Origin of the sequence: Spirochaeta thermophila DSM 6578 (assembly GCF_000184345.1) — a bacterium.
GTDB lineage: Bacteria > Spirochaetota > Spirochaetia > Winmispirales > Winmispiraceae > Winmispira > Winmispira thermophila.
Genome location: NC_017583.1, coordinates 158,701 through 179,655, shown reverse-complemented (window position 1 = coordinate 179,655; position 20,955 = coordinate 158,701). Strand labels below are relative to the sequence as shown.

The window sequence follows — 20,955 nt, the reverse complement described above, 5'->3', positions numbered from 1 at the left end:
CCTTACCTCTGCGTAACACCCTTACTTTACGTAGTAGGCCACTCGATAGTAGTCGCTCGAAGCGTACCCTATTGCAGCCCACCATCCGTTGTGGCCGCCCGTATCGTACTCGATGCTCAGCCGCTTGTTGTCGATGTCATACCCAAGGGCTGCGTACATGGTCTCCCATCCGTCAGAGGTGTCGGGTTCTCCTGCCACATCTCCGTCCTCACGTTCGAGCGCAGGATCGTAGAAGGCCATCTTGAGGCCATCAAAGGTGTTGACCAGCGAGAAGTCGAGGTAGGTGATCACCGGCCTGTCGTCGTCGGTGAGGGAGATGTCGGCCCAGATACCTACCGAGCCTTCGTTGTCGACCACCACAGTGGGACCGAACGTGTAGTCTGTGCTCCCGTCCTGCGGGTTGTTGGTGGACTTCATGTAGATGAGATCACCTGTGCTCACCCTGAAGAAGGCAAGGTGGACATAGCCTTGACTGTCGATCCGCATGGAGATGTACTTGCCAGAGTACCGGTAGTTGGGATCAGAGGTGCTGATCACGTCCTGGAGTACCCAATCGGCTGCAGTAGTGGGCGTGGTGCTCGTTGCTCGGGCGATCCGCACGGTCTGCCGGGAGATATCGTAGTAGGCGATTACCGGGTAGCCCAACGGGGTCACGTCGATGGCGCTGAACTCACCTGCTGCAGAGACCCGACCGGTAGAGACCACCTGGATATCATCCCCATCAGAGCCTCCGTCGAGATTTACCCAGGAGTGTTCCGCAGTACTGGTATCGCCGCTCTGGATGTACATATACTTGAGAGCCTTGGTCTCGGTATCGTAGTAGCTCACGTGGATGTTATCCCCCACCGTGACCACGCGCTCATTGATGAACTGCATGAGATACTGGTCGTGCCCCATATTCTCACCCTGATAGAAGTAGTTGTCCACTCCCGCTGAACTGAACTGATACGGGGCTTGTGGATCCCAGACATAGAGACCGCCATAGGTAGTAGCACCATTGTAATAGTTCGCGTTGTAGGCGATGACCGGTCGGACGCCGTAATCGATATCGGTATGCTCTGAGGGATCGTAAATCCGGAACACCGTGGTCCTTCCAGCATCATCTATCGCCGCTCGATAGACCTGCGAGGTGGCATAGTGGGACCAGCTCGCATACAGCCTTCCGGTTGAGGGATCTACGGTCATGGCAGGATGCACAGGGTTGTCGCTCCCGGGGAAGTACCCTGCATCGAGGGTACCGGTGGTGTCGTTGGACTGCCAGATGTGGGCGTAGCGATCATCTGTCCAGAGGGTCGAACGCGGCTCAGCAGTATCGTACTCCTGGTTGTAGGTCTCCGTGTTGTCGTTGATGTTGTTGAGGGCCTCAAGACCATTCACCATGAGGGTGATGGCGCCGGAGACCGCGGTAGCCGGCACAGTCAGGGAGAACGAGGTGGTCGTAGCGCTGGATGGGAGATTCACAGCCGCTCCACCAAAGCTTATGGTATCGGATGGGGAGCTGTAGAGGTTGAAGCCCGTGATCTGGACAGTCTCACCCCTCCGCAGGGAGTACCATCCGTACTTCGACCGGTAGGTGTTGAAGTTCGCGGGATCGCGCTGCACATCGGTGATGTAGGGCCGTACATCCACCGTATAGCTCACAGGGGTTCCTGTATTGCCTGAGGTATCCTCCACGGTGAAGGTCAACGTCACGTTGTCTTGGGCCACGTTCTGCACGGTTGCGGTGTTCCATGCGAACTTCCAGTTGATCACATGCCCGTTGTCCACAGTGAGGGACTCACTGCCGGAGACCACCTCGAAGGCCCAGTCAGCATTCCCTGCCTCCACATCGGCGATCGTGGCGCTGTTGGCTGAGACGAGGGTGCCACCAGAGGCCACGGCGATCTCGAAGGGCTGCCCGATGCCGGTTCCACCGTCATAGCCTGTAATCTGCACCTGGATGCGCTGCAGGTTCTGGTTGTCGTATGCCTTACCAAAGAAGATCACCTTTCCGCTCACGTCGGCATCGGCGTCACTACTCGCAGCTGCGTACTGCACGTATCCCTGTCGTGTGCCATCCCCAGAGGTGACGATATTGTCTTCGTATGAGCTCACAGGTTGGAGAACTCTGTCGACATACGCCTCAGCCACGGAGTATGTCTGTCCCATATCAGCGACTGCAAGTTCAGGTACCGCCTCATCGGTGTTGTCCACCGTGAGCCCTACCAGCACGGCAGCAGCAAGCTGCTCCTCCTCACCACCCGCCGGCACGGTAGAATCGTACACCTTGATGATGAACCGGCGGTCGTTCGCAACCGCTGAATCCGGGATGCTCGAGAAGTCGGTGAGATCCACCACGTTGCTGGTGAGGGTGGCGTTGAGCTCAGTGGTAGTGTACGAGATGGCCGTACCAGACCCTGTGCCAGGTCCTGTGGCCACGAATGTGATGCCCGCCTGGTTGGCCAGGGCACCGATCCTGGTCCAGTCCGTATCGCCTACGGTCTCTATGGTGTACACACCACCCCTCACGAGGCTCGAGGCCGGCACACTCGTCGTTCCCGTCACGTAGCCCACGCGGTAGTAGAGCTGGCCGTTACCTGAGGAGGCGTTGATCTGGAACTGGAGGTAGTGGTTCCGGACCGTGAAGTTGGTAGTTTCATAGTTGGTGTTGTAGAGCTTAGTCTCGCCAGGATCGATCGTGCTACTGTTGTCAAGGTCGGTTCCTATCACTACGTTGTCGATCTGGGGAATGTTGTTCTGGATGTAGAGATCCTGGGTATAGTGGGTGGCGTTGCCTGCTGCATCGATGATCACGTAGTGGAGGGTCACAGGTCCATCCGCGAGCACTGTGGTATCATAGATGGCATACCAGTTCTTGTAGATTCCATCGGTGGAGAACCCTTCCACGTATCCGTCACCGTCGATATCGACCCCGATCTCGTTCGTATCCACCCAGATACCGCTCGCCGTATCGGCCGGGAAGGTCACGTCCTGGTAGGTCCCTCCTGCGGCCTCATCCTTGACGTATCGGGTTGTCCAGGAACCAGCCCCTCCTGCGAGGTCGATGAATGAGCCCTCACGCTCGAAGTAGACTACCACCTCACCGATCCCCTGGATGGGTCCCGACCCGGTACCGCTATCCCAGCCACGACCCTGAATGTAGTACTCGGCTGTGGCAGCATTGGGAGAGGCCAGATATTCGCCCGACGGATAGTAGTTGTCGATCTGCAGGTTGAGGCTCTGCTGGCTCATGTAGGGCGTGGGCGAGGCGTTGTCGGTCACCCTGAGGTCGAGCTGGTAGAACCCGCTCGTGGCGGCATAGGCACCGCCGTTGAGGGTGGTGGAGTCGAGCTGGAGGTGGAACCGGTACACAAAGCTCAGCTTCTCAGGCTCTATGGCAAACCCATCTCCGGTACCAGCACCTGTGGCCGTGAAGGTGGTGCCTGCGTTGTTGTCGGGTGCCCCCACTGCGGTCCAGTCGGTGGTACCGGGCTCATAGATACGGTAGGCCTCGTCTGCCACGAGCTCCGTAGCAGCCACGATCCGGAAGGCGATGCCGTCGCCCGTGCCGGCACCGGTCGCCACGAACGGCGTCCCTACGCTGTTGTCGGGCGCACCCACCGCCGTCCAGTCGGTGGTGCCGGGATCGAAGATGGCGTAAGCCTCACCGGAGACCAGCTCTGCTGCGGGTACGAGCGGCGGGGTGACGGCCATGTAGGCCGTGCCGGTACCGGTTCCGGGCCCTGTGGCGGTGAACGTGATACCCACGTCGTTGGAGCTCGCCCCTATGGCCGTGAAATCGGTGGTACCCACCGAGGTGATGAGGTACTTCACCCCGGCCCGTATCTCGGAGGCACCCACCTCGGGCGGGGTGGTCACCACCGTGGGATCGGAGAGTACATCGGTGAAGAGCGTAGTCCCCTCACCCCGCCACTCGATCTCGGAGAGACCGCCCTCATCCCTCATCACCGCCTCGACGGTGAAGGTCCCTGCCACACGCTCGCCTGCGGTGTACGGTACCTTCGTGCCGTCGGCCTTGAAGACCTCCACGTCCTCTATCACCGGGACGTTGCTGTCGAACCTGAGTCGGATGCTCGCCACATCCCCTTCTATGCCGCGACTAAGCCCATTGTCTTTGCTGTCTACTGCCCTCACCTGTACCAGGACCTCGTTGATCTCGCCCGGAGGCGGATTGAGGGATCCGTCCTCATTGAGGTTCACATACCAGTTGACCTGGGTGCCCGCACCTATCCTGTTCGCACTGGCCCACGAGCCATAGCCGGAGCCCGTGCCCGTGGGATCCACACGATACTCCACATCGTAGACCCAGTCGTCGTCGGTGGCATACCCTGCGAGCCGCACCGTGCCGCCCACGGTCTGGTTGTTCGTGTGGCTCGTGATGTAGACCAGCGGGGTATCCATGTCCGGATCGATCCAGAGCTCGTAGGAGAGCTCCTCATAGACATTCCCCGCCACGTCGGTGACCCTCACCTGGAAGGGGAGGGCCCACACATTAGTTCCCGCCTGAGGCAGACCCGTCGCAGGATCTATCTCTGTAGCGTACGTATCGTTTGCATAAGACTCGATCTGCGTAAAGGTGTAGCTCCAGCTGTAGAGACCACTAAGGCCGCTCGTCTGCCAGGTAGTGGCGTTCTTACCAAATCTGTACTCAACGGTTGCAACTGCCACATTGTCAGAGGTGGTTCCACGGATGGTAACTTCTCCATTCACCCGGGTCTGGTGAGTGGGTTCGAGGATACTTACCCCCGGGTCCTCATTGTCGAAGACAAACGGCTTGTTGAGCATCACCGTCTTACCCGCACTGTCTTTCGCCTGCACATACACTGTGTGGTCGCCTGAGAGAAGCCCACCGGTGGGCACAGAGACAGACCAGGTTCCGGTTCCACTATCATAGGTCGCATCCACGGCACCGGTGGAGAAGTCGGTATCGTCCACCTTTATCTTCACGCTCGCTATCGCCCCATCATCAGAGGCTGTCCCTGTGAGCGTGAAGTCACCATTTTGATACATAGCTATGGGGTCTATCGTAAGATCAGGTGCCTGCTGGTCTATTGCAAACTCTATATGGAGCTTTTCTCCCTGGTTCGGAGTATTCTGAGCTGTATCGGTGGCCCGCACCGAGATTCGATACCTCCCTGCCCCCAGATTGAGACCTGAGGGGCCGAGATCCTTGCTCCACACGTACACCGTGGCTCCAGCCGGGTTACCCACACCCATCCAGTCCTCTACAGGCTCCCAGGAGGAGGTGCTGTAGTTATACTGCTCTATCCTTGTCTCTACTGTCCCCACACCATACATATCGGAGACAACACCATTTATCACAGGCGAGGCGTCCTGGAGCACCGTGCTCCCATCCTCGTTGATGTTGCTGAACGAGATGACAGGCGGCTGACCATCTTTGATGAACTGCCAGGAAATGAGTGTACTTCTTCCTGCCAGATCCATAGCGGTCACCTGTATGGTGTGCGCTCCTTCAGTAAGGGCATCAAAGACTGTCTTATCCACATCGAAGGACCAGGTCGTCGCGGATCCTCCGTTGCTCAGAGGCGTACCCTCGAGATCGGCTGTCACGGTATCGAGGAGGGCATCGGACGCTGTGCCGGTGAGCGTGAAGACCACTCCAGAGGGGACAGTACCGTACACCGTTCCCTCCGCAGGACCTGTAATGGAGAGGGAGGGAGCGGCACGATCTATCCTGAACTGTACGTCCACTATCTCGGTCTGGTTCCCGAGGGCATCGGTTGCCCTTATATCGAGATCGTGCTGGCCATCGGAGAGGCTGCTCACATCGATGCTGAAGCTCACCGTCTTACCCGACCCGCTCACACCGGCCTGCTGCCATGGATCGGGATCGGCCCCGTCGATACGATACTCTATCTGGGAAGCTATGTTCGAGTAGTCATCCGAGATACTCCCCGCCACCACCGGACTGGTGGAGGTGAGGATGGTGTTGACACCCTCCTGGATGCTGGTGAACACGATACCCGGACCTGCACTATCCTTGTAGAACGTGACCTGGACGGCATCCGTCTGGCCCACCTTGTCCACAGCCTCCACTGTGAGGGAATGCGGCCCCTGGGAGAGTGAATCAAAGAGTGTAGTATCCACATCATAGGTCCACGAGTAGTTGGGCGCAGTACCGCTCGGTGTGAGCGTTTGCCACGAACCGGTGTCGATCTTGAGTCTCAACGTCTGCAAGTTCTCCTCCAGCACCGTGCCTGTCGCGGTGAAACTACTCACAAACGCTTCATTCATCGCGGGTGTGGTGATGTCGACATCCGGACCGGTGGCATCGTAGGTGAACGAGACCGGCCCTTCGGTAGTGGTTATTGCCGCGGGAGCGCTCCCCAGTTTCTTCGAAGGATCGTCGCTCGCCCGCATCTCTATCTGCTTGAGCCCATCCGCTCCGAGATCGGGAAGCGTGTACGTGAACGACACGTTCTTCCCCGTGCCGGTCACCGAGACAGGCGTCCACCCGCTCCATGTGCTCCCGCCGTCGGTCGAATAGCGCAGCTCGATGCTCGTGGTGTCCACACCATCGTCATCGGCCACCGTGCCGCTCACCACATGGCCTGCACCGGCAAATCCTCCGTCGCTGGGGCTGGAGACCGTGACGACCGGCACATCGCTGGATTGATCCACTACCATGGTGTAGAACGAACTTGCGAGATTCCCGTTCCTGTCGGCCGCCAAGAGACCTATATAATACGTACCATCCGAGAGGACCGTGGTATCGTACTCCAGAGTCCAGGCGTTGTTGCTCGGTCCCCCATACGACTGCCATCCGGCGGGGAGGCCGGAGACTCCTATGGCCCTTCCGTTCGCATCACGCTGGACGGTGACACTACCAGCAGGATCGGTGTCGTCCGGGCCGATGTAGTAGTAGAGGAGATCCACAGGATTGTCGTCGGAGATGAGGCCAGAGAGGTTCACCACCCCGTTGAATGCCGGGGCCGGGCTGGTGACCGGCGGCACGATGGAAAACTCGATCTGGGGAGCCACGCTGTCGACTATCACCTGGCGCACCACGTTGGTGGAGAGATCCCCCACATCCCGTGCGATGATCTCGTACGTATACGATCCATCCGGATTCCCCGAAACCGGAACACTGAAACTCTCGGAGATCTTGTTCACGGCCTGCTGGAAGATCGAGGTGCCGTTCTCAAGTACTTCCACCGTAGAGACTTCCTCGTTGTCCGAAACGGTAAAGGAGAGAGTGTAGGACCCACTGCTCACGTGGAAGCCTCCCGAGGGAAGAGAGGTTCCGTCTATCTGTACACCCGTGATCTGGGGAGGTTCATTGTCGCTGGTTATCACCTCGAATTCCTTGAACTCAGAAGTATCGTTACCATAAGGATCCTTGGACTCCACCTCTATCTTGTAAAAATTCCCCGCTTCGAGGTCCGTGCAGGCGAAGGCAAACTGCACGAGGCGGGTCTCATTCTTCTTTACGGAAATATGGGAATCAGCTACGATGTTCGTCCACCCGGTGAGGGGGAATCCAGGTTCGAGGGAATAGGTGAGTCCCCCATCCGTGGATTTGGAGAGGGTGAAGACAAGCGAGTCCTTGTCCACCGCATCGTCGTCTTCCACCTCGATGGTGATATCTTCCGAGGTGAAAAACTTGGTTCCTCCCTCCAGAAAGGTTATCTTCGGATTGTCTTCTTCCTCGTCGAAGTAGAGGGTGAAGGGCGCATCAGCCGAGAGGGCCACAGCCCCAAGATCCTGAGGGGTGACCGAGATCCCTTCAGGAGGACTCCCCTCCAGGATCTGGCGTACCTGTTCCACCGTGAGTGTGATACCCCCAAGCTGATATATGTCATCAGTATGGTAGAACGTCTGCGAGATGTTCCCTGCCTTGTCCTCGGCGGACACGACGAAATGGAACGATCTCTGGGGCTTCCCTATGTCCAGGGTGTAGGGAGTCGACTGAAAGGTGTAGTTCCACGGAGAGGCCGTGTGGGCCTCTGTGTGTGGGAATCCGGAGAGATGTTCCCAGGTAGAGGGATCGTCCTCCGGATTATCACTCGCCCACACATCCACCGTGAAGGAGACGAGGGGAGAATAGTCCGCCGCATGGACGCTCAGGATCGCCTGCTGGTTGTGGGGGTTCTGTGTGGGATCCGCGACCTTCGAAGGAGAAGAGACGAGAAGGACCGGAGGATGATTGTCAACAGTGAAGACAATCTCCTCGGTCTGATACTGGTGGCCGCCGGAATCGAAGGCCTTGATCACCACATAGTATCGGCCGTCGGTGATCTTGGTGGTGTCCCATGCATAACTCCACTCGATCTTCCCATCCTTGCTCACGAGGTTGCTCACCTTCTTGAAGGTGGCCCCTCTGTCGAAGGAGATCTGAACCTCCTCGATCCCAGTGTCATCCTCGGCTGTACCCGATAGGGTCACCACCCCTTTTACGTACTCCCCCGACTCATGGCTGGTGAGCGCAACTCTTGGACGGGCCACATCGACCTGTTCGCCCAGACCCACATCACACCCTCCAAGGACTACGATAAAGAGGGTGATCACCGCCACCACGTATCCTGTGAGTTTTGTTATATGCTTCATAACCCCCTCCACAAGGAAAATCTCTCTATTTCTTCGGTCACGAGACCTGTACTTATGTACTCCTAGGTTTTTCATATTATTTTCCTCCGGTTCATTAAAATTCAAAAAGTATGCCATGTCTCTATCAAGTGCGCTTCCATTCACTTAACATAACATCAGATATGAGCACGCTGCTTCATGGGTTCCTTTCTTCTTTATGAATCTATGCATAATGCATAGCTCTCCATGAAAATTTCATACCCTTCTCATCCCCATTGACATAAGGAACAAAACATTACTATACTCAAATCTGTGAAAAAAATCACAAATACTCCACCATCCCTCCCCCTCCCCACGCTGGAACGGCTCTCGGCTCTCTACAGTGTGCTGGAGAGTGCAGCCACATCGGGCGTAGCTCGCCTCTCATCACGAGAGCTCGGCAGGCTTCTGGGCTACCCGGCTCACCTTGTGCGCAAGGATATAAGCCTTCTCCTTAAATACGGGAATAGCCACGAGGGGCCCGGCGAAGGTCACAGAGGATATGCGGTGGAGGGCCTCCTTGCCCTTCTCTCTCGCGCATTAGGGCTCACGAGTAAGAGACGGGCGTGTATCGTGGGGCTCGGGCGACTTGGGACCGCTCTCCTCCACTACAGCGAAGAGTCCTTCCCGGAGTATGAGGTGGTGGCAGGGTTTGACAGCAACACCAACCGGCTTGAACTCATCTCAACCCGCATCCCTCTCTACCCTGCCTTCAGGATTCCAGAGGTGGTCATGCGGGAGGAGATAGAGGTGGGCATCCTTGCCGTGCCTCCTGAGGCCGTGGAGACCACGGTAGAACGCCTCAAGGCAGGGGGGATACGCGGCCTTATCAACTTCACCTCCCGCCCCCTTCCCCCCTCCGAAGGGGTATGGGTGCGTACCATATCGCTCCGCGCAGAGATGCGCGTGCTCTCTGCCCTCCTTACGGCGGGCAACCCCTCACAGAAAGGAGATATAACATGACAGGAGAGCGTGTGTACAACTTCTCTGCAGGGCCTTCAGTGCTCCCTGAGGAGGTGTTAAAGAAGGCATCTGATGAGATGCTTAACTACAGAGGCTCGGGCATGTCCGTGATGGAGATGTCACATCGCTCCAGGATTTTTGAGAAGATCATAGGTGAAGCCGAGGAGCGGCTTCGCAGGCTCATGGACATACCCGACGACTACGCGGTGCTCTTCCTTCAAGGCGGGGCCTCGCTCCAGTTCGCCATGGTGCCCATGAATCTCATGGGTCGCACGGGCAGGGCCGGCTACATCGATACGGGTCACTGGTCGAGCCGCGCGATCAAGGAGGCAGGGCTCTTCGGCGAGGTGGAGGTGCTCGCCTCCTCTGCCGACAGAGGGTACACCTATATCCCTGCGATGTCCCCCATCCCCGAAGGTCTCTCCTATGTGCACATCACCACCAACAACACCATCTACGGCACGAGGTACACCTCTCTTCCCGACACAGGGGATATTCCTTTGGTGGCCGACGCTTCGTCCAACATCCTCTCAGAGCCTGTGGACATACGGAAGTTCGGCATCTACTACGCAGGGGCGCAGAAGAACCTGGGCCCCGCAGGGGTGACCGTGGTGATCATCCGCAAGGATCTTGCAGGAGGGCACCTGCCGAAGACTCCCACCATGCTCAGGTATGATATTCACGTGGAGAAACGATCGCTCTACAACACACCGCCGTGCTATGCCATCTACATGGTGGGCCTGGTACTGGAGTGGGTGGAAGCCCAGGGCGGCGTGCAGACCATCTATGCGCAAAACCAGGAGAAGGCCGAGCTTCTCTACTGGTTCCTGGATCAGTCGGATCTCTTCTCCACCATGGTGGAGCCGGCCTACCGGTCGCTCACGAACGTGCCTTTTTTCCTCCCCTCTGAAGAGCTCACACAGACCTTTCTCAAAGAGGCGGAAGCGCAGGGCCTGGTGAACCTCAAAGGGCACAGGAGTGTAGGGGGGCTGAGGGCGAGCATCTACAATGCCATGCCCAAAGAAGGGGTGGAGGCCCTGGTGGCCTTCATGAAGGACTTCGAACGACGGTATGGAAGGAGGAGGTGATGTTCAAGATCCAGACGCTCAACAAGATCTCTCCCAAGGGGCTCGAGATCTTCCCGCGCGACCTCTACGAGGTGGCCTCAGAGTTCACCCACCCGGACGCCATACTGGTGCGGAGTGCGGATATGAACCAGATGGAAATCCCTCCCTCGGTGCTCGCCATCGCACGGGCAGGGGCCGGGGTGAACAACATCCCCGTGGAGAGGTGTACCGAACGGGGAATCGTGGTCTTCAACACACCGGGCGCCAATGCGAACAGCGTGAAGGAGCTCGTGATCGCGGGCCTGCTCATCGCCTCGCGCAAGATCATCAGGGCCGTGGAGTGGGTGCGCTCGATCGCGGATGAGGGCGACAGGGTGTCCGAGCTGGTGGAGAAGGAGAAATCACGGTTCACGGGGCCCGAGATCAAGGGCAAGAAGCTGGGGGTGATCGGGCTCGGTTCCATCGGTGTGATGGTGGCGAACGCGGCCGTGGCCCTCGAGATGGAGGTGATAGGATACGATCCCTATATCTCGGTGGAGGCGGCCTGGGGCCTCTCGAGCAAGGTGCAGCGGGCCGAGACCCTGGAGAAGCTCATCAGGGAGGCGGACTACATCACCCTCCACGTGCCGCTCAACGACGACACCCGAGGCATGCTCAACTACGAGAAGTTCCGCATGATGAAGCGTGGGGTGAAAATCCTCAATTTCGCCCGCGGGGGTCTGGTGAACAACAGGGACATCCTCAAGGCCATCGAAGAGGGGATCGTGGACCGCTATGTCACCGACTTCCCCGAAGCAGACCTCCTCCAGTGCGAGAACGTGATCCCTATTCCCCACCTGGGTGCCTCCACGCCCGAGGCCGAGGAAAACTGCGCCATCATGGCGGTACAGCAACTCAGGGACTTCCTCGAGCGAGGCAACATCAGGAACTCGGTGAACTTCCCCACGTGCCAACTTGACATAAGCGGCGATACGCGCATCCTCATCGCCAACCGGAACATCCCCGACATGGTGAGGCAGATCACCGGCGTGCTGGGCAGCGCACACATCAACATCAGCGACATGATCAACAAACACAAGGGGAACATCGCCTACAACATCATCGACGTGGACGGCGATATCCCGAGCGAGGCGACCGAGCAACTCTCTCAGATCGAGGGGGTGATCATGGTGCGGGTACTGAGGCCGAAGGAATTCTCACCTCTGGACAGATGAGTGAGGCGGGTGTATACTTTGTGTAACGATCTTTGAGAGTGCAGGGCTGAAGTGGGGGTGCTCGGCATGAGGCCGGGCTGAGAAAGGGCGGTGCCCTTACCCTTCGAACCTGACGTGGGTAATCCCACCGTAGGGAACTTCGGCCGGAGTATGACCGCGCACTCGAGTACGCGGACGTCCTTCGACCAGAAGCAGGCATACCCTACGGTATGCCTTTTTTCTTTCCCTCCCCCTTTCCCCTGCACCGTCAGGAGGCGCACATGAGGCTCATCGTGAACGGAGAGTGGCTCGAGACCGGAGCCACCACGGTGGGAGGTCTGCTCGAGGAGAGAGGGATCCTCCCTGAACGCGTGGTCGTGGAACTCGAGGGCAGGATCGTCCCCCGAGAGGAATTCGAGCGCACCCCACTCTCCGAGGGGGCGCGGGTTGAGATCGTTTCGTTCGTGGGAGGTGGTTGATGAACGATTCCCTCGTCATAGGCGGCACCAGCCTCGAGAGCAGGCTCGTGCTGGGTACCGGCAAGTTCCCCGACCGGCATCTCATCCCGCGGGTCATCGCCGAGAGCAAGGCCCAGGTGGTGACCGTGGCCCTGCGGCGTGTGAACCTGGCGAACCCCGAAGACAATGTGCTCTCCTACATCCCCGAGGGTGTGGTGGTGATGCCCAACACCTCGGGCGCACGGTGTGCAGAGGAGGCGGTGCGGATCGCCCGGCTCGCTCGTGCTGCAGGGTGCGGGAACTGGGTGAAGATCGAGATCGTGCCGGATCAGGTCTACCTCATGCCCGACAATCAGGAGACGCTCCGGGCCACCGAGATCCTGGTGAAGGAGGGGTTCGTGGTGCTTCCCTACGTGCTCCCCGACCTGGTCATCGGGCGGAAGCTCCAGGATGCAGGGGCGGCGGCGGTGATGCCCCTCGGTGCGCCCATAGGGAGCAACAGGGGGCTCAAGACCGCCGAGCTCATCCGGATGCTGGTGGAGGAGCTGGAGGTGCCCATCATCGTGGATGCGGGGATCGGGAGGCCGTCGGAGGCGGCGGCGGCCATGGAGATGGGGTGTGCGGCGGTGCTGGTGAACACGGCCGTCGCCACCGCAGGGGATCCGGTGGGTATGGCGCGGGCCTTTGCCCTTGCGGTGGAGGCGGGACGCAGGGCCTTCCTCGCAGGGCTCGGACCCGTGCGGGAGTATGCAGAGGCATCCTCACCGCTCACCGGGTTTCTGGCTGAGCTGGAGCAGGGCACATGAGCGTGCGTGCGGTAATCGAAGAGTGGAAGAGATTCGACTTTGAGGGGTTTTTCGCCTCGGTGAGGCCCACCCATGTGGAAGCAGTGCTCGCAAAGGAGGGAGGGCTCTCGCCTCATGACCTGCTCGTGCTCCTCTCTCCTGCTGCAGTACCGTTCATTGAGGAGATGGCCCGGAAGGCACACCGCTTGACTGTCCAGCACTTCGGCCGGGTGATCTCGCTCTATACCCCGCTCTACGTGAGCAACTACTGCGTGAACCGGTGTGTGTACTGTGGGTTCCACGCCGGTGCCCCGGTACAGAGGAGGCGGCTCTCATTCGAGGAGATCGAGCAGGAGGCCGAGGCCATCGCCCGCCGGGGGTTCAGGGATGTCCTACTCCTCACGGGGGAGGACCGGCGTCGCAGCCCGATCTCCTACATCGAGGAGGGGATACGGATCCTCACGCGGTTCTTCCCCTCGGTGGGGATCGAGATCTACCCCCTCGAAGAGGATGAGTACCGGAGGCTCGTCCGGGCCGGGGTGGACTACCTCACCCTCTACCAGGAGGTGTATCACCCCGAGGAGTATCCCCGCTTCCATCCGGGTGGACCCAAGGCCGACTACGCATACCGGCTCCTCGCCCCCGAGCGGGCCGCGCGGGCCGGGATACGGGCGATCACGGTGGGGGCCCTGCTCGGGCTTGGGGAATGGCGCAGGGAGACCTTCTTCACGGCCCTCCATGCGAGGTACCTTTCGCGGGCGTTCCCCGAGGTGGAGGTGGGGGTCTCACTGCCGCGGCTCCGGCCGTGCGTGGGCGGGTTCACCGCTCCGCATCCTGCGGGCGAGCGAGATCTGGTGCAGGCGGTGCTCGCCCATAGGCTCTTTTCCCCCCACTGCGGGATCTCGCTCTCGACGCGGGAGCGGGCCTTCGTGCGGGATCACCTCATCGGGCTGGGGGTGACGAGGATGTCGGCGGCCTCGGTGACGGCGGTGGGTGGGCATGCGACGCGCGCAGAGGAGGGGCAGTTCGAGGTGGCCGACACCCGCGGGGTCCGGGAAGTGTGCGAGGCGATCAGGGCGCGGGGGTTCCAGCCGGTCTTCCAGAACTGGGTGGAGGGGCTCGCGGGGGTAGGAGGTGGGCGATGAGGAAGGAGGGGACGGTGGGTGAACCGGCGGCTCGGGTCTTCGAGGAGGGGCTCTCCCGGTATCTGGGGCCCCGGGAGCGGGGGGTGCTCGCGAGGGTGCGGGTGGGGATCCTGGGGGCGGGAGGGCTGGGGTCCATGGCGGCGCAGGCGTTGGTCCGGACCGGGGTGCGGCACCTGGTGGTGGTAGATCCGGATGTGGTGGAGGCCTCCAACCTCAACCGGCAGTTCTACTTCGTCGATCAGGTGGGGCGGACCAAGGTGGAGGCGCTGGGGGAGAACCTCAGGCGGATCAATCCCGAGGTGGAGGTGGAGGGTCACCGGCTGGAGGTGCGATCGGCGGAGGATCTGGAGCGGGTCTTCAGGGGGTGCGAGGTCCTGGTGGAGGCGGTGGACAGGGCTGAGGTGAAGCGGATGGTGGCCGAGGAGGTGCGCAGGCGGCAGGAGGCAGAGGGAGGCCCGCGGGGGAGGGTGTGGGCGCCGTACCTGCTGGTGAGCGCCTCGGGGGTGGCGGGCTGGGGGGCGGCGGATGAGGTGCGGGTGCGCGAGGTGGGGGAGGGATGGGTGGTGGTGGGCGACGGGGTGCGCGAGGTGGGGGAAGGGGTGCCGCCGCTGGCCCCACGGGTGTGGGTTGCGGCGTCCATGGAGGCGGATGCGGTGGTTTCGTTCGTGCTCGGCCATACGAGGTTGTGGGAGGATGTATGAGGGGGCTCTACCGGATGCTCGATGCGAACTGGAACAGAGCGGCCGAGGGGCTTCGGGTGCTGGAGGATGTGGCGCGGTTCGTGTGGAACGACGGGCCGCTCGCGGAACGGCTCAAGGGGATGCGGCACCGGGTGAGGGGGGTGCTGCGGGAGCGGGAGGGGCTCATGGCAGGGGCGAGGGATGTGGAGGGGGATGTGGGGAAGGGGATGGGGGTGCGGGGGGATGGGAGGGAGGGGCTCGAGGGGCTGGTGCGGGGGAACTGTGCGAGGGTGGAGGAGGCGCTGCGGAGCATGGAGGAGGCGCTGCGGAGCATGGGGCTGGAGCGGAAGGCGGGGGTGTGCGAGGAGGTGCGGTACGGGGTGTACGAGGTGGAGGGGCGGCTCGCGGGGTGGCTCAGGCGGGTGCGGGTGGCGAGGGCCTTCGACGGGGGGGTGTACGCGATCACGGCGGAGGAGTACTCGCGGGGGAGGGGGAACCTGCGTGTGATGAGGGAGGCGCTCGAGGGGGGGGCGCGGATCGTGCAGTACCGGGAGAAGGAGAAGTCGTACCGGGCGATGTACGAGGAAGCGCGGGCGATCAGGGAGCTCTGCCGGGAGTACGGCGCGCTCTTTGTGGTGAACGACCACGTGGAGCTGGCCCTCATGGTGGAGGCGGACGGGGTGCACGTGGGACAGGACGACTGGCCGGTGGAGGAGGTGCGGAGGGTGGTGGGGCCGGGGATGGTGGTGGGGCTCTCCACGCACGGGCCTGCCCAGGCGCAGGAGGCGGTGGAGCGGGGGGTGGTGGACTACATCGGGGTGGGGCCGGTCTTCCCCACCAGTACGAAGAAGGATGTGTGCGCCCCGGTGGGCCTGGAGTACGTGGCCTACGCGAGCAGGGAGGTGAGGATCCCCTGGGTGGCGATAGGCGGGATAAAGGAGCACAACCTGGATGCGGTGTGCGAGCTGGGGGCGCGGTGCGTGGCCATGGTGACGGAGATCGTGGGGGCGGAGGATGTGAGGGGGAAGGTGCGGAGGGTGCGGGAGAGGGTGGAGGGGTGGAGGGAGAGGGGCCCTGAGCCGAGGTGGGTGAAGGAGTGGGAGGCGGTGCTCGCCAGACAGGAGGCGCCTACCGATCAGACACGACCTACAGGAGAGGAGGAACCATGACCCAGCTTGAAGCGGCCCGGAAGGGCATCATCACCCCAGAGATGGAGGAGGTGGCGCGCAACGAGGGGCGCGCCCCTGAGGAGATCCGGGCCCTGGTGGCCGAGGGCGCGGCGGTGATCCCCGCCAACAGGAACCATAGCGGGGTTTCGGCCTGTGGAATAGGGAGGGGACTGCGCACCAAGGTGAACGTGAACCTCGGCATATCCCCCGACTGTCGGAACCACGAGGTGGAGTTCGCCAAGGCAGAACTCGCCGAACGGATGGGAGCGAACGCACTCATGGATCTGAGCTGCGAGGGGGACACGCGACCGTTCAGGAAGGCGCTCATCGCCCGAACCAGGCTTCCCGTGGGAACGGTCCCGGTCTATGACGCGGAGGGCATGGGCAAGAGTCTCGAGGACCTCACCGCCGACGATTTCCTCTCCATGCTCGCGCGCCACGCCGAGGATGGTGTGGACTTCGTCACCCTCCACGCAGGCATCACCCGGGAGTGCCTCGATCTCCTGGAAGAGGGGGAGCGGATCATGCCCGTGGTCTCCCGCGGTGGTTCCCTCATCGCGGAATGGATGAGGAAGACGGGGGAGGAGAATCCCTTCTACGCCTGCTTCGATCGGGTGCTCGAGATCTGCAGGGAGTACGACGTGACCATCAGCCTGGGCGACGCATGCAGGCCCGGGGCGGTCCATGACGCGACCGACAGCCTCCAGATCCAGGAACTCATCACCCTGGGGAGACTCGTGAAGCGGGCGCGGAAGGCCGGCGTACAGGTGATGGTGGAAGGACCGGGGCACATGCGACTCCCCGAGATAGAGGCGAACGTCCTCCTCCAGAAGAAGCTCTGTCACGGCGCTCCCTTCTACGTGCTCGGTCCCGTGGTCACCGACGTGGCTCCGGGTTACGACCACATCACCTCGGCCATAGGGGGAGCCCTCGCCGCCTGGTTCGGCGCCGACTTCCTCTGCTACGTGACCCCTGCCGAACACGTGAGGCTTCCCACCCTCGAGGACGTGCGCGAGGGGATCATCGCGGCCCGGATCGCAGCCCACGCCGCCGACCTCGCCAAGGGCATCCCCGGGGCAGAGGCATGGGACAGGTGCATGAGCGAGGCGCGGGGAAGGCTCGACTGGGATGCCATGATGGAGGAGGCCCTCGATCCGGAAAAGCCCTCCAGGATGCGGGCCGAGTCGGTGCCCGGGGATCCCCGTGTGTGCACCATGTGCGGGAGGATGTGCTCGATCAAGCGCATGCAGGAGGCGGCCCCCCACCCCTGATCCCTCACCCCCCTGCCCCGAACACCGCCCGCACCGCCTCCTTCACGTTCCTCACCACCAGGAGGGGGTCCGCTCCGTCACCCGGCGGACTCACCACCCGCTCGAAGCCCAGCTCCCTCGCGGTCCGCACCCGCCTGCGCAGGTCCCGCACCGCCCTCACCTCCCCTGCGAGCGACAGCTCCCCCACCACCACCAGGCCGGCCGGCACCGCGAGCCCGGTGCGCGCCGAGTAGAGGGCCATGGCGAGCGGCAGTTCCACCCCCACCTCCTGCACCCGAAGCCCCCCCGCCACATTCACGTACAGATCCTGACTTCCGAACTGGACCCCCACGTGCTTCTCCAGCACCGCCGCCACCCGGGAAACCCGAGCCGGCTCGATGCTCCCCGCATAGACCCGCGAGACCCCCGACTTCGCCGGCACCGTGAGGGCCTGTATCTCCACCAGGAAGGCCCTCGACCCCTCCACCACCGGCGCCACCACCACCCCAGGCGGCACCCCGCCTTCCCGCTGCACCAGGAAGAGCCTGCTCACCTCCGCCACCTCCACCAACCCCTTCCCCGTCATCTCGAACACCCCTATCTCATCCACCGATCCGAACCTGTTCTTCACCCCCCTGAGGATACGAAGGTTGTGTTCGGCCGCCTCCACGTAGAGCACCGTGTCCACCATGTGCTCCACCTGCTTGGGCCCTGCGATCACCCCCTCCTTGGTCACGTGCGCCACCAGCAGCACCACCCCCCCCTGCTCCCTCGCCCACTGCGCGAGCTCGTAGGCGCAGAACTTGAGCTGGTTCACCGTGCCCGGTGCGCTCCCCATCTGCGGCGAGTAGAGCATCTGCAACGAGTCCACCACCACCACGTCCGCCCTCCGCTGCCTGAGGAGCGCCTCGAGGCTCTCCACCTGCGTCTCCGCCGCAAGCTCCACCTCGGCCTTCCCGCACCCCAGCCGCGCCGCCCGCGCCGCCACCTGCCCCACCGACTCCTCCCCCGCCGCGTACACCACCTTCACCCCCCCTGCGAGACGCGCCGCCACCTGGAGCACGAGCGTGGACTTGCCGATCCCCGGCTCCCCCCCCACCAGCACCACCGAACCCCGTACCAACCCACCCCCCAGCACCCTGTCGAACTCCCCCACCCCCGTCACGATCCGCTCCTCACCCTGCGCCACCACCTCCGGGAGCCACACCACACCCGATCCTCCCCTCCGCTCCCCCCGTTCCCTTTCCCCACCCCGCACCTGCTCCACCATGCTGTTCCACGCACCGCACCCCGGACACTTCCCCACCCACTTCGACACCTCGTACCCGCACTCCGTGCACACGAACCTCGACTTCACCCCCTTGCCCATACCACCCCCCTCACGTCCGCTTCCTCCCCTTCACCCACCTCTCCACCAGCCGCCTGAGATCCTCCAGGCGCACCGGCTTGAGCAGCATATCGTCGAACGCTTCCCTCATGAAGAACTCCTTGTCCTCCGCGAGCGCCTGACCCGTGAGCACCACGAGCACCCCCTCCCCCACCGACCCCTCCCGACGCATCACCCCTGCGGCCGTCACCCCGTCCATGACCGGCATGTGGTAGTCGAGCACCACCAGGTCGAACGATCGCTCCCGCACCCGCTCCACCGCCTCCTTCCCGTTCTCCACCGTCACCACCCGTCCACCCATCCGCGAGAACATCCTGTGGAGGAGGACCCTGTTCGCCTCGTTGTCGTCGGCCACGAGCACCCAGAACCCACCCGGCTCCTCGTCCTCCACCACCTCCTCCCCCAGACTCCCCCGCCACTCCACCTTTTCCTCGAGCCCATCCCTCACGAACGGGAGGACCCGGGCGGAGGACACCGGCACCTGGAAAGGAATCCTCACCGTGAAACACGACCCCTTCCCCTCCTCGCTCTCCACCTCGATCCTCCCCCCCATGAGCTCCACCAGATCCCTGGCGATCGACAACCCCAGCCCCGAGCCCTGGAAACGGCGCGTGACACCCTGATCCACCTGGTGGAACCGCTCGAACACCCGGGGGAGCTCCTCCCTGGGGATCCCGATCCCCGTATCCCGCACCTGGAAGACGATCTTCGCCCGACCCTCTTCCGCCTCCTCCATCCACACCCGCAGCACCACCTCCCCCCGACTCGTGAACTTGATGGCGTTCCCCACCAGGTTGAAGAGCACCTGGGAGAGCCGCGCCTCGTCCGAGACCACCACCGCCGGAACCTCGGAAGCCACCTCCAGCACGAACCTGAGGCTCTTGTGGATGGTCTGAGGATAGAGCGTCTTGTATACGTGGAGGAGCACGGCCTTGAGATCGCACGGCCGTCGTTCCACCTTGAGCTTCCCGGACTCGAGCTGCGAAACATCGAGGATATCGTTGATGAGGGCCAACAAGTTCTCACCCGCGGTCTGGATGGTGCGCGCATACTCGACCAGCTCGCCCGAAAGCCCGCTCGACATGAGCAGCTCGCTCATCCCTATGATCCCGTTGAGAGGCGTACGGAGCTCGTGGCTCATCGTGGCGAGGAAGGCGCTCTTCGCCCTGTCGGCCCGCTCCGCCTCCTCCTTCGCCTCCTTGAGCCGCTCCTGATAGGCATGGATCTCCTCGGTATCCAGGACGATCGCGTTGAGATAGAACGTCCCCTCGGCCGAGGGCGTCACCGACACCGTGACCCTGAACCAGCGATACCCCCTCCTCGTCCGAAGTCGCACATCCCATCCCAACGGCACCGAGATCCGATCCAAGTTCCGGATGGTATGAACGATGGCCCTGAGCTTCTCCTTCGGCATGAACCGCAGGGTGGCGAAGGGGTTCTGGAGTATCCGGTCCACCTTCTCTCCGAAGATCTCGCGGGCCTGATCGCTTATGTAGGTATAGTAGATGTTGCCCGAGACACTCATCTCGAGCTGGAGGATGACCCCCGGGATGTTCTGCACGATACCCTCGAGCCGCTCCTCGCTCTTCTTCAGCTGGATCTCGGAACGGGCCGCCTTGGCGATGAAGTCGATCACCGTCACCAGATACGCGGCCCCGAGACCACTGTAGAAGAGGAGCACGGCCCCCCCCGCCACGATGCCCACCGGATCCAGGAGAAACGAGAAGTACGGCGCCCCCTCTCCCACGCTCCCACTCTCGCGGAGGACGAAACCCACCACCGAGAACCCCACCGCCCCGCACACACCGGCGTATACCGTCGAGAGCGGGCTGTACCGTGCGAGCGAGGAGAAGATCATCCCGAAATACATCACGTAGAGCAGGGTGATGAGCGAGACGAAGGGGAACCTGAGCACGAAGACGAGGAAGGCCCCCGAGACCAGCACGGTATCGATACTGATCGAGATGTACCCTATGTGCTCGATCTTTTTCTTTCGAATCCGCCATTCGACCCAGATGATGTGGAGCACCGAGAGAAGAAGGAGCACGGCACCGTAGCCATGCACCCTTGGAAGCACGTAGCCCTGAAGCGCCACATACCCGAGGAGGGCTAAACCGAGGAGCAAGGTGACCCCTACCCTGGCCCTGTTGATGAGCCGCTCACCCCGAAGGAGCTCCTCCTCCAGGAGGGGGAGTCCGAAGAGATACTGCTTGAGTCTCTGACTCGAGATGAGGGAGACGAGGGATTTCACCCCTTAATGGTAGTAGGACCC

The 20,955-nt window shown here is 61.9% G+C and carries 12 protein-coding genes and 1 riboswitch; of the genes, 9 read left to right on the top strand and 3 right to left on the bottom strand.

The window, feature by feature from the left end; translation table 11 throughout:
• Nucleotides 1-21: 21 nt before the first annotated feature.
• Entirely contained in the window at nt 22-8,568 is an 8,547-nt protein-coding gene (locus SPITH_RS00695; RefSeq protein ID WP_014623833.1) for an Ig-like domain-containing protein, read from the bottom strand.
• A gap of 291 nt (nt 8,569-8,859) precedes the next feature.
• Here SPITH_RS00695 and SPITH_RS00690 point away from each other — a divergent pair, with 291 nt between their 5' ends.
• The 9 genes from SPITH_RS00690 (at nt 8,860) to thiC (ending at nt 17,317) form a co-directional block, all read left to right on the top strand.
• Entirely contained in the window at nt 8,860-9,549 is a 690-nt protein-coding gene (locus SPITH_RS00690) for a redox-sensing transcriptional repressor Rex (RefSeq protein ID WP_014623832.1), read from the top strand.
• On the top strand, nt 9,546-10,637 hold the full coding sequence (gene serC / locus SPITH_RS00685) for a 3-phosphoserine/phosphohydroxythreonine transaminase (RefSeq protein WP_014623831.1): 1,092 nt from the start codon (nt 9,546-9,548) through the stop codon (nt 10,635-10,637). Before SPITH_RS00690 ends, serC begins: the two co-directional genes overlap by 4 nt.
• Nucleotides 10,637-11,830, top strand: coding sequence for a phosphoglycerate dehydrogenase (locus SPITH_RS00680; protein WP_014623830.1), 1,194 nt, complete (start codon nt 10,637-10,639; stop codon nt 11,828-11,830). The genes serC and SPITH_RS00680 overlap by 1 nt, the downstream gene beginning before the upstream one ends.
• Nucleotides 11,831-11,873: 43 nt before the next feature.
• Nucleotides 11,874-11,983, top strand: a riboswitch (TPP riboswitch).
• Between the two features lie 107 nt (nt 11,984-12,090).
• Nucleotides 12,091-12,288, top strand: coding sequence for a sulfur carrier protein ThiS (gene thiS / locus SPITH_RS00675; RefSeq protein ID WP_014623829.1), 198 nt, complete (start codon nt 12,091-12,093; stop codon nt 12,286-12,288).
• Nucleotides 12,288-13,073, top strand: coding sequence for a thiazole synthase (locus SPITH_RS00670; protein ID WP_014623828.1), 786 nt, complete (start codon nt 12,288-12,290; stop codon nt 13,071-13,073). The genes thiS and SPITH_RS00670 overlap by 1 nt, the downstream gene beginning before the upstream one ends.
• Entirely contained in the window at nt 13,070-14,197 is a 1,128-nt protein-coding gene (gene thiH, locus SPITH_RS00665; protein WP_014623827.1) for a 2-iminoacetate synthase ThiH, read from the top strand. Before SPITH_RS00670 ends, thiH begins: the two co-directional genes overlap by 4 nt.
• Nucleotides 14,194-14,898 carry a sulfur carrier protein ThiS adenylyltransferase ThiF gene (gene thiF, locus SPITH_RS00660; RefSeq protein ID WP_014623826.1) on the top strand — a complete coding sequence of 235 codons (705 nt, stop codon included), beginning with the start codon at nt 14,194-14,196 and terminating at the stop codon, nt 14,896-14,898. The genes thiH and thiF overlap by 4 nt, the downstream gene beginning before the upstream one ends.
• Nucleotides 14,895-16,046 (top strand): thiamine phosphate synthase, encoded by a 1,152-nt coding sequence (gene thiE, locus SPITH_RS00655; RefSeq protein ID WP_014623825.1) that lies wholly within the window; start codon nt 14,895-14,897, stop codon nt 16,044-16,046. The genes thiF and thiE overlap by 4 nt, the downstream gene beginning before the upstream one ends.
• Nucleotides 16,043-17,317, top strand: a complete 1,275-nt coding sequence (thiC, locus tag SPITH_RS00650; RefSeq protein ID WP_014623824.1) for a phosphomethylpyrimidine synthase ThiC — start codon at nt 16,043-16,045, stop codon at nt 17,315-17,317. Before thiE ends, thiC begins: the two co-directional genes overlap by 4 nt.
• 4 nt (nt 17,318-17,321) lie before the next feature.
• Here the strand turns inward: thiC and radA are convergent, their stop codons facing one another.
• Both radA and SPITH_RS12685 read right to left on the bottom strand, forming a co-directional pair.
• Nucleotides 17,322-18,665, bottom strand: a complete 1,344-nt coding sequence (gene radA / locus SPITH_RS00645; protein WP_014623823.1) for a DNA repair protein RadA — start codon at nt 18,663-18,665, stop codon at nt 17,322-17,324.
• 10 nt (nt 18,666-18,675) lie between these two features.
• On the bottom strand, nt 18,676-20,934 hold the full coding sequence (locus tag SPITH_RS12685; RefSeq protein WP_014623822.1) for an ATP-binding protein: 2,259 nt from the start codon (nt 20,932-20,934) through the stop codon (nt 18,676-18,678).
• Between the last annotated feature and the right edge of the window lie 21 nt (nt 20,935-20,955).

Coding starts and splice junctions, on each gene's coding strand:
- thiH (WP_014623827.1), top strand. CDS start 13,070: ATGAGCGTGCGTGCGGTAATCGAAGAGTGGAAGAGATTCGACTTTGAG.
- thiE (WP_014623825.1), top strand. CDS start 14,895: ATGAGGGGGCTCTACCGGATGCTCGATGCGAACTGGAACAGAGCGGCC.
- SPITH_RS00680 (WP_014623830.1), top strand. CDS start 10,637: ATGTTCAAGATCCAGACGCTCAACAAGATCTCTCCCAAGGGGCTCGAG.
- serC (WP_014623831.1), top strand. CDS start 9,546: ATGACAGGAGAGCGTGTGTACAACTTCTCTGCAGGGCCTTCAGTGCTC.
- radA (WP_014623823.1), bottom strand. CDS start 18,665: ATGGGCAAGGGGGTGAAGTCGAGGTTCGTGTGCACGGAGTGCGGGTAC.
- thiS (WP_014623829.1), top strand. CDS start 12,091: ATGAGGCTCATCGTGAACGGAGAGTGGCTCGAGACCGGAGCCACCACG.
- thiF (WP_014623826.1), top strand. CDS start 14,194: ATGAGGAAGGAGGGGACGGTGGGTGAACCGGCGGCTCGGGTCTTCGAG.
- SPITH_RS00695 (WP_014623833.1), bottom strand. CDS start 8,568: ATGAAGCATATAACAAAACTCACAGGATACGTGGTGGCGGTGATCACC.
- SPITH_RS00670 (WP_014623828.1), top strand. CDS start 12,288: ATGAACGATTCCCTCGTCATAGGCGGCACCAGCCTCGAGAGCAGGCTC.
- thiC (WP_014623824.1), top strand. CDS start 16,043: ATGACCCAGCTTGAAGCGGCCCGGAAGGGCATCATCACCCCAGAGATG.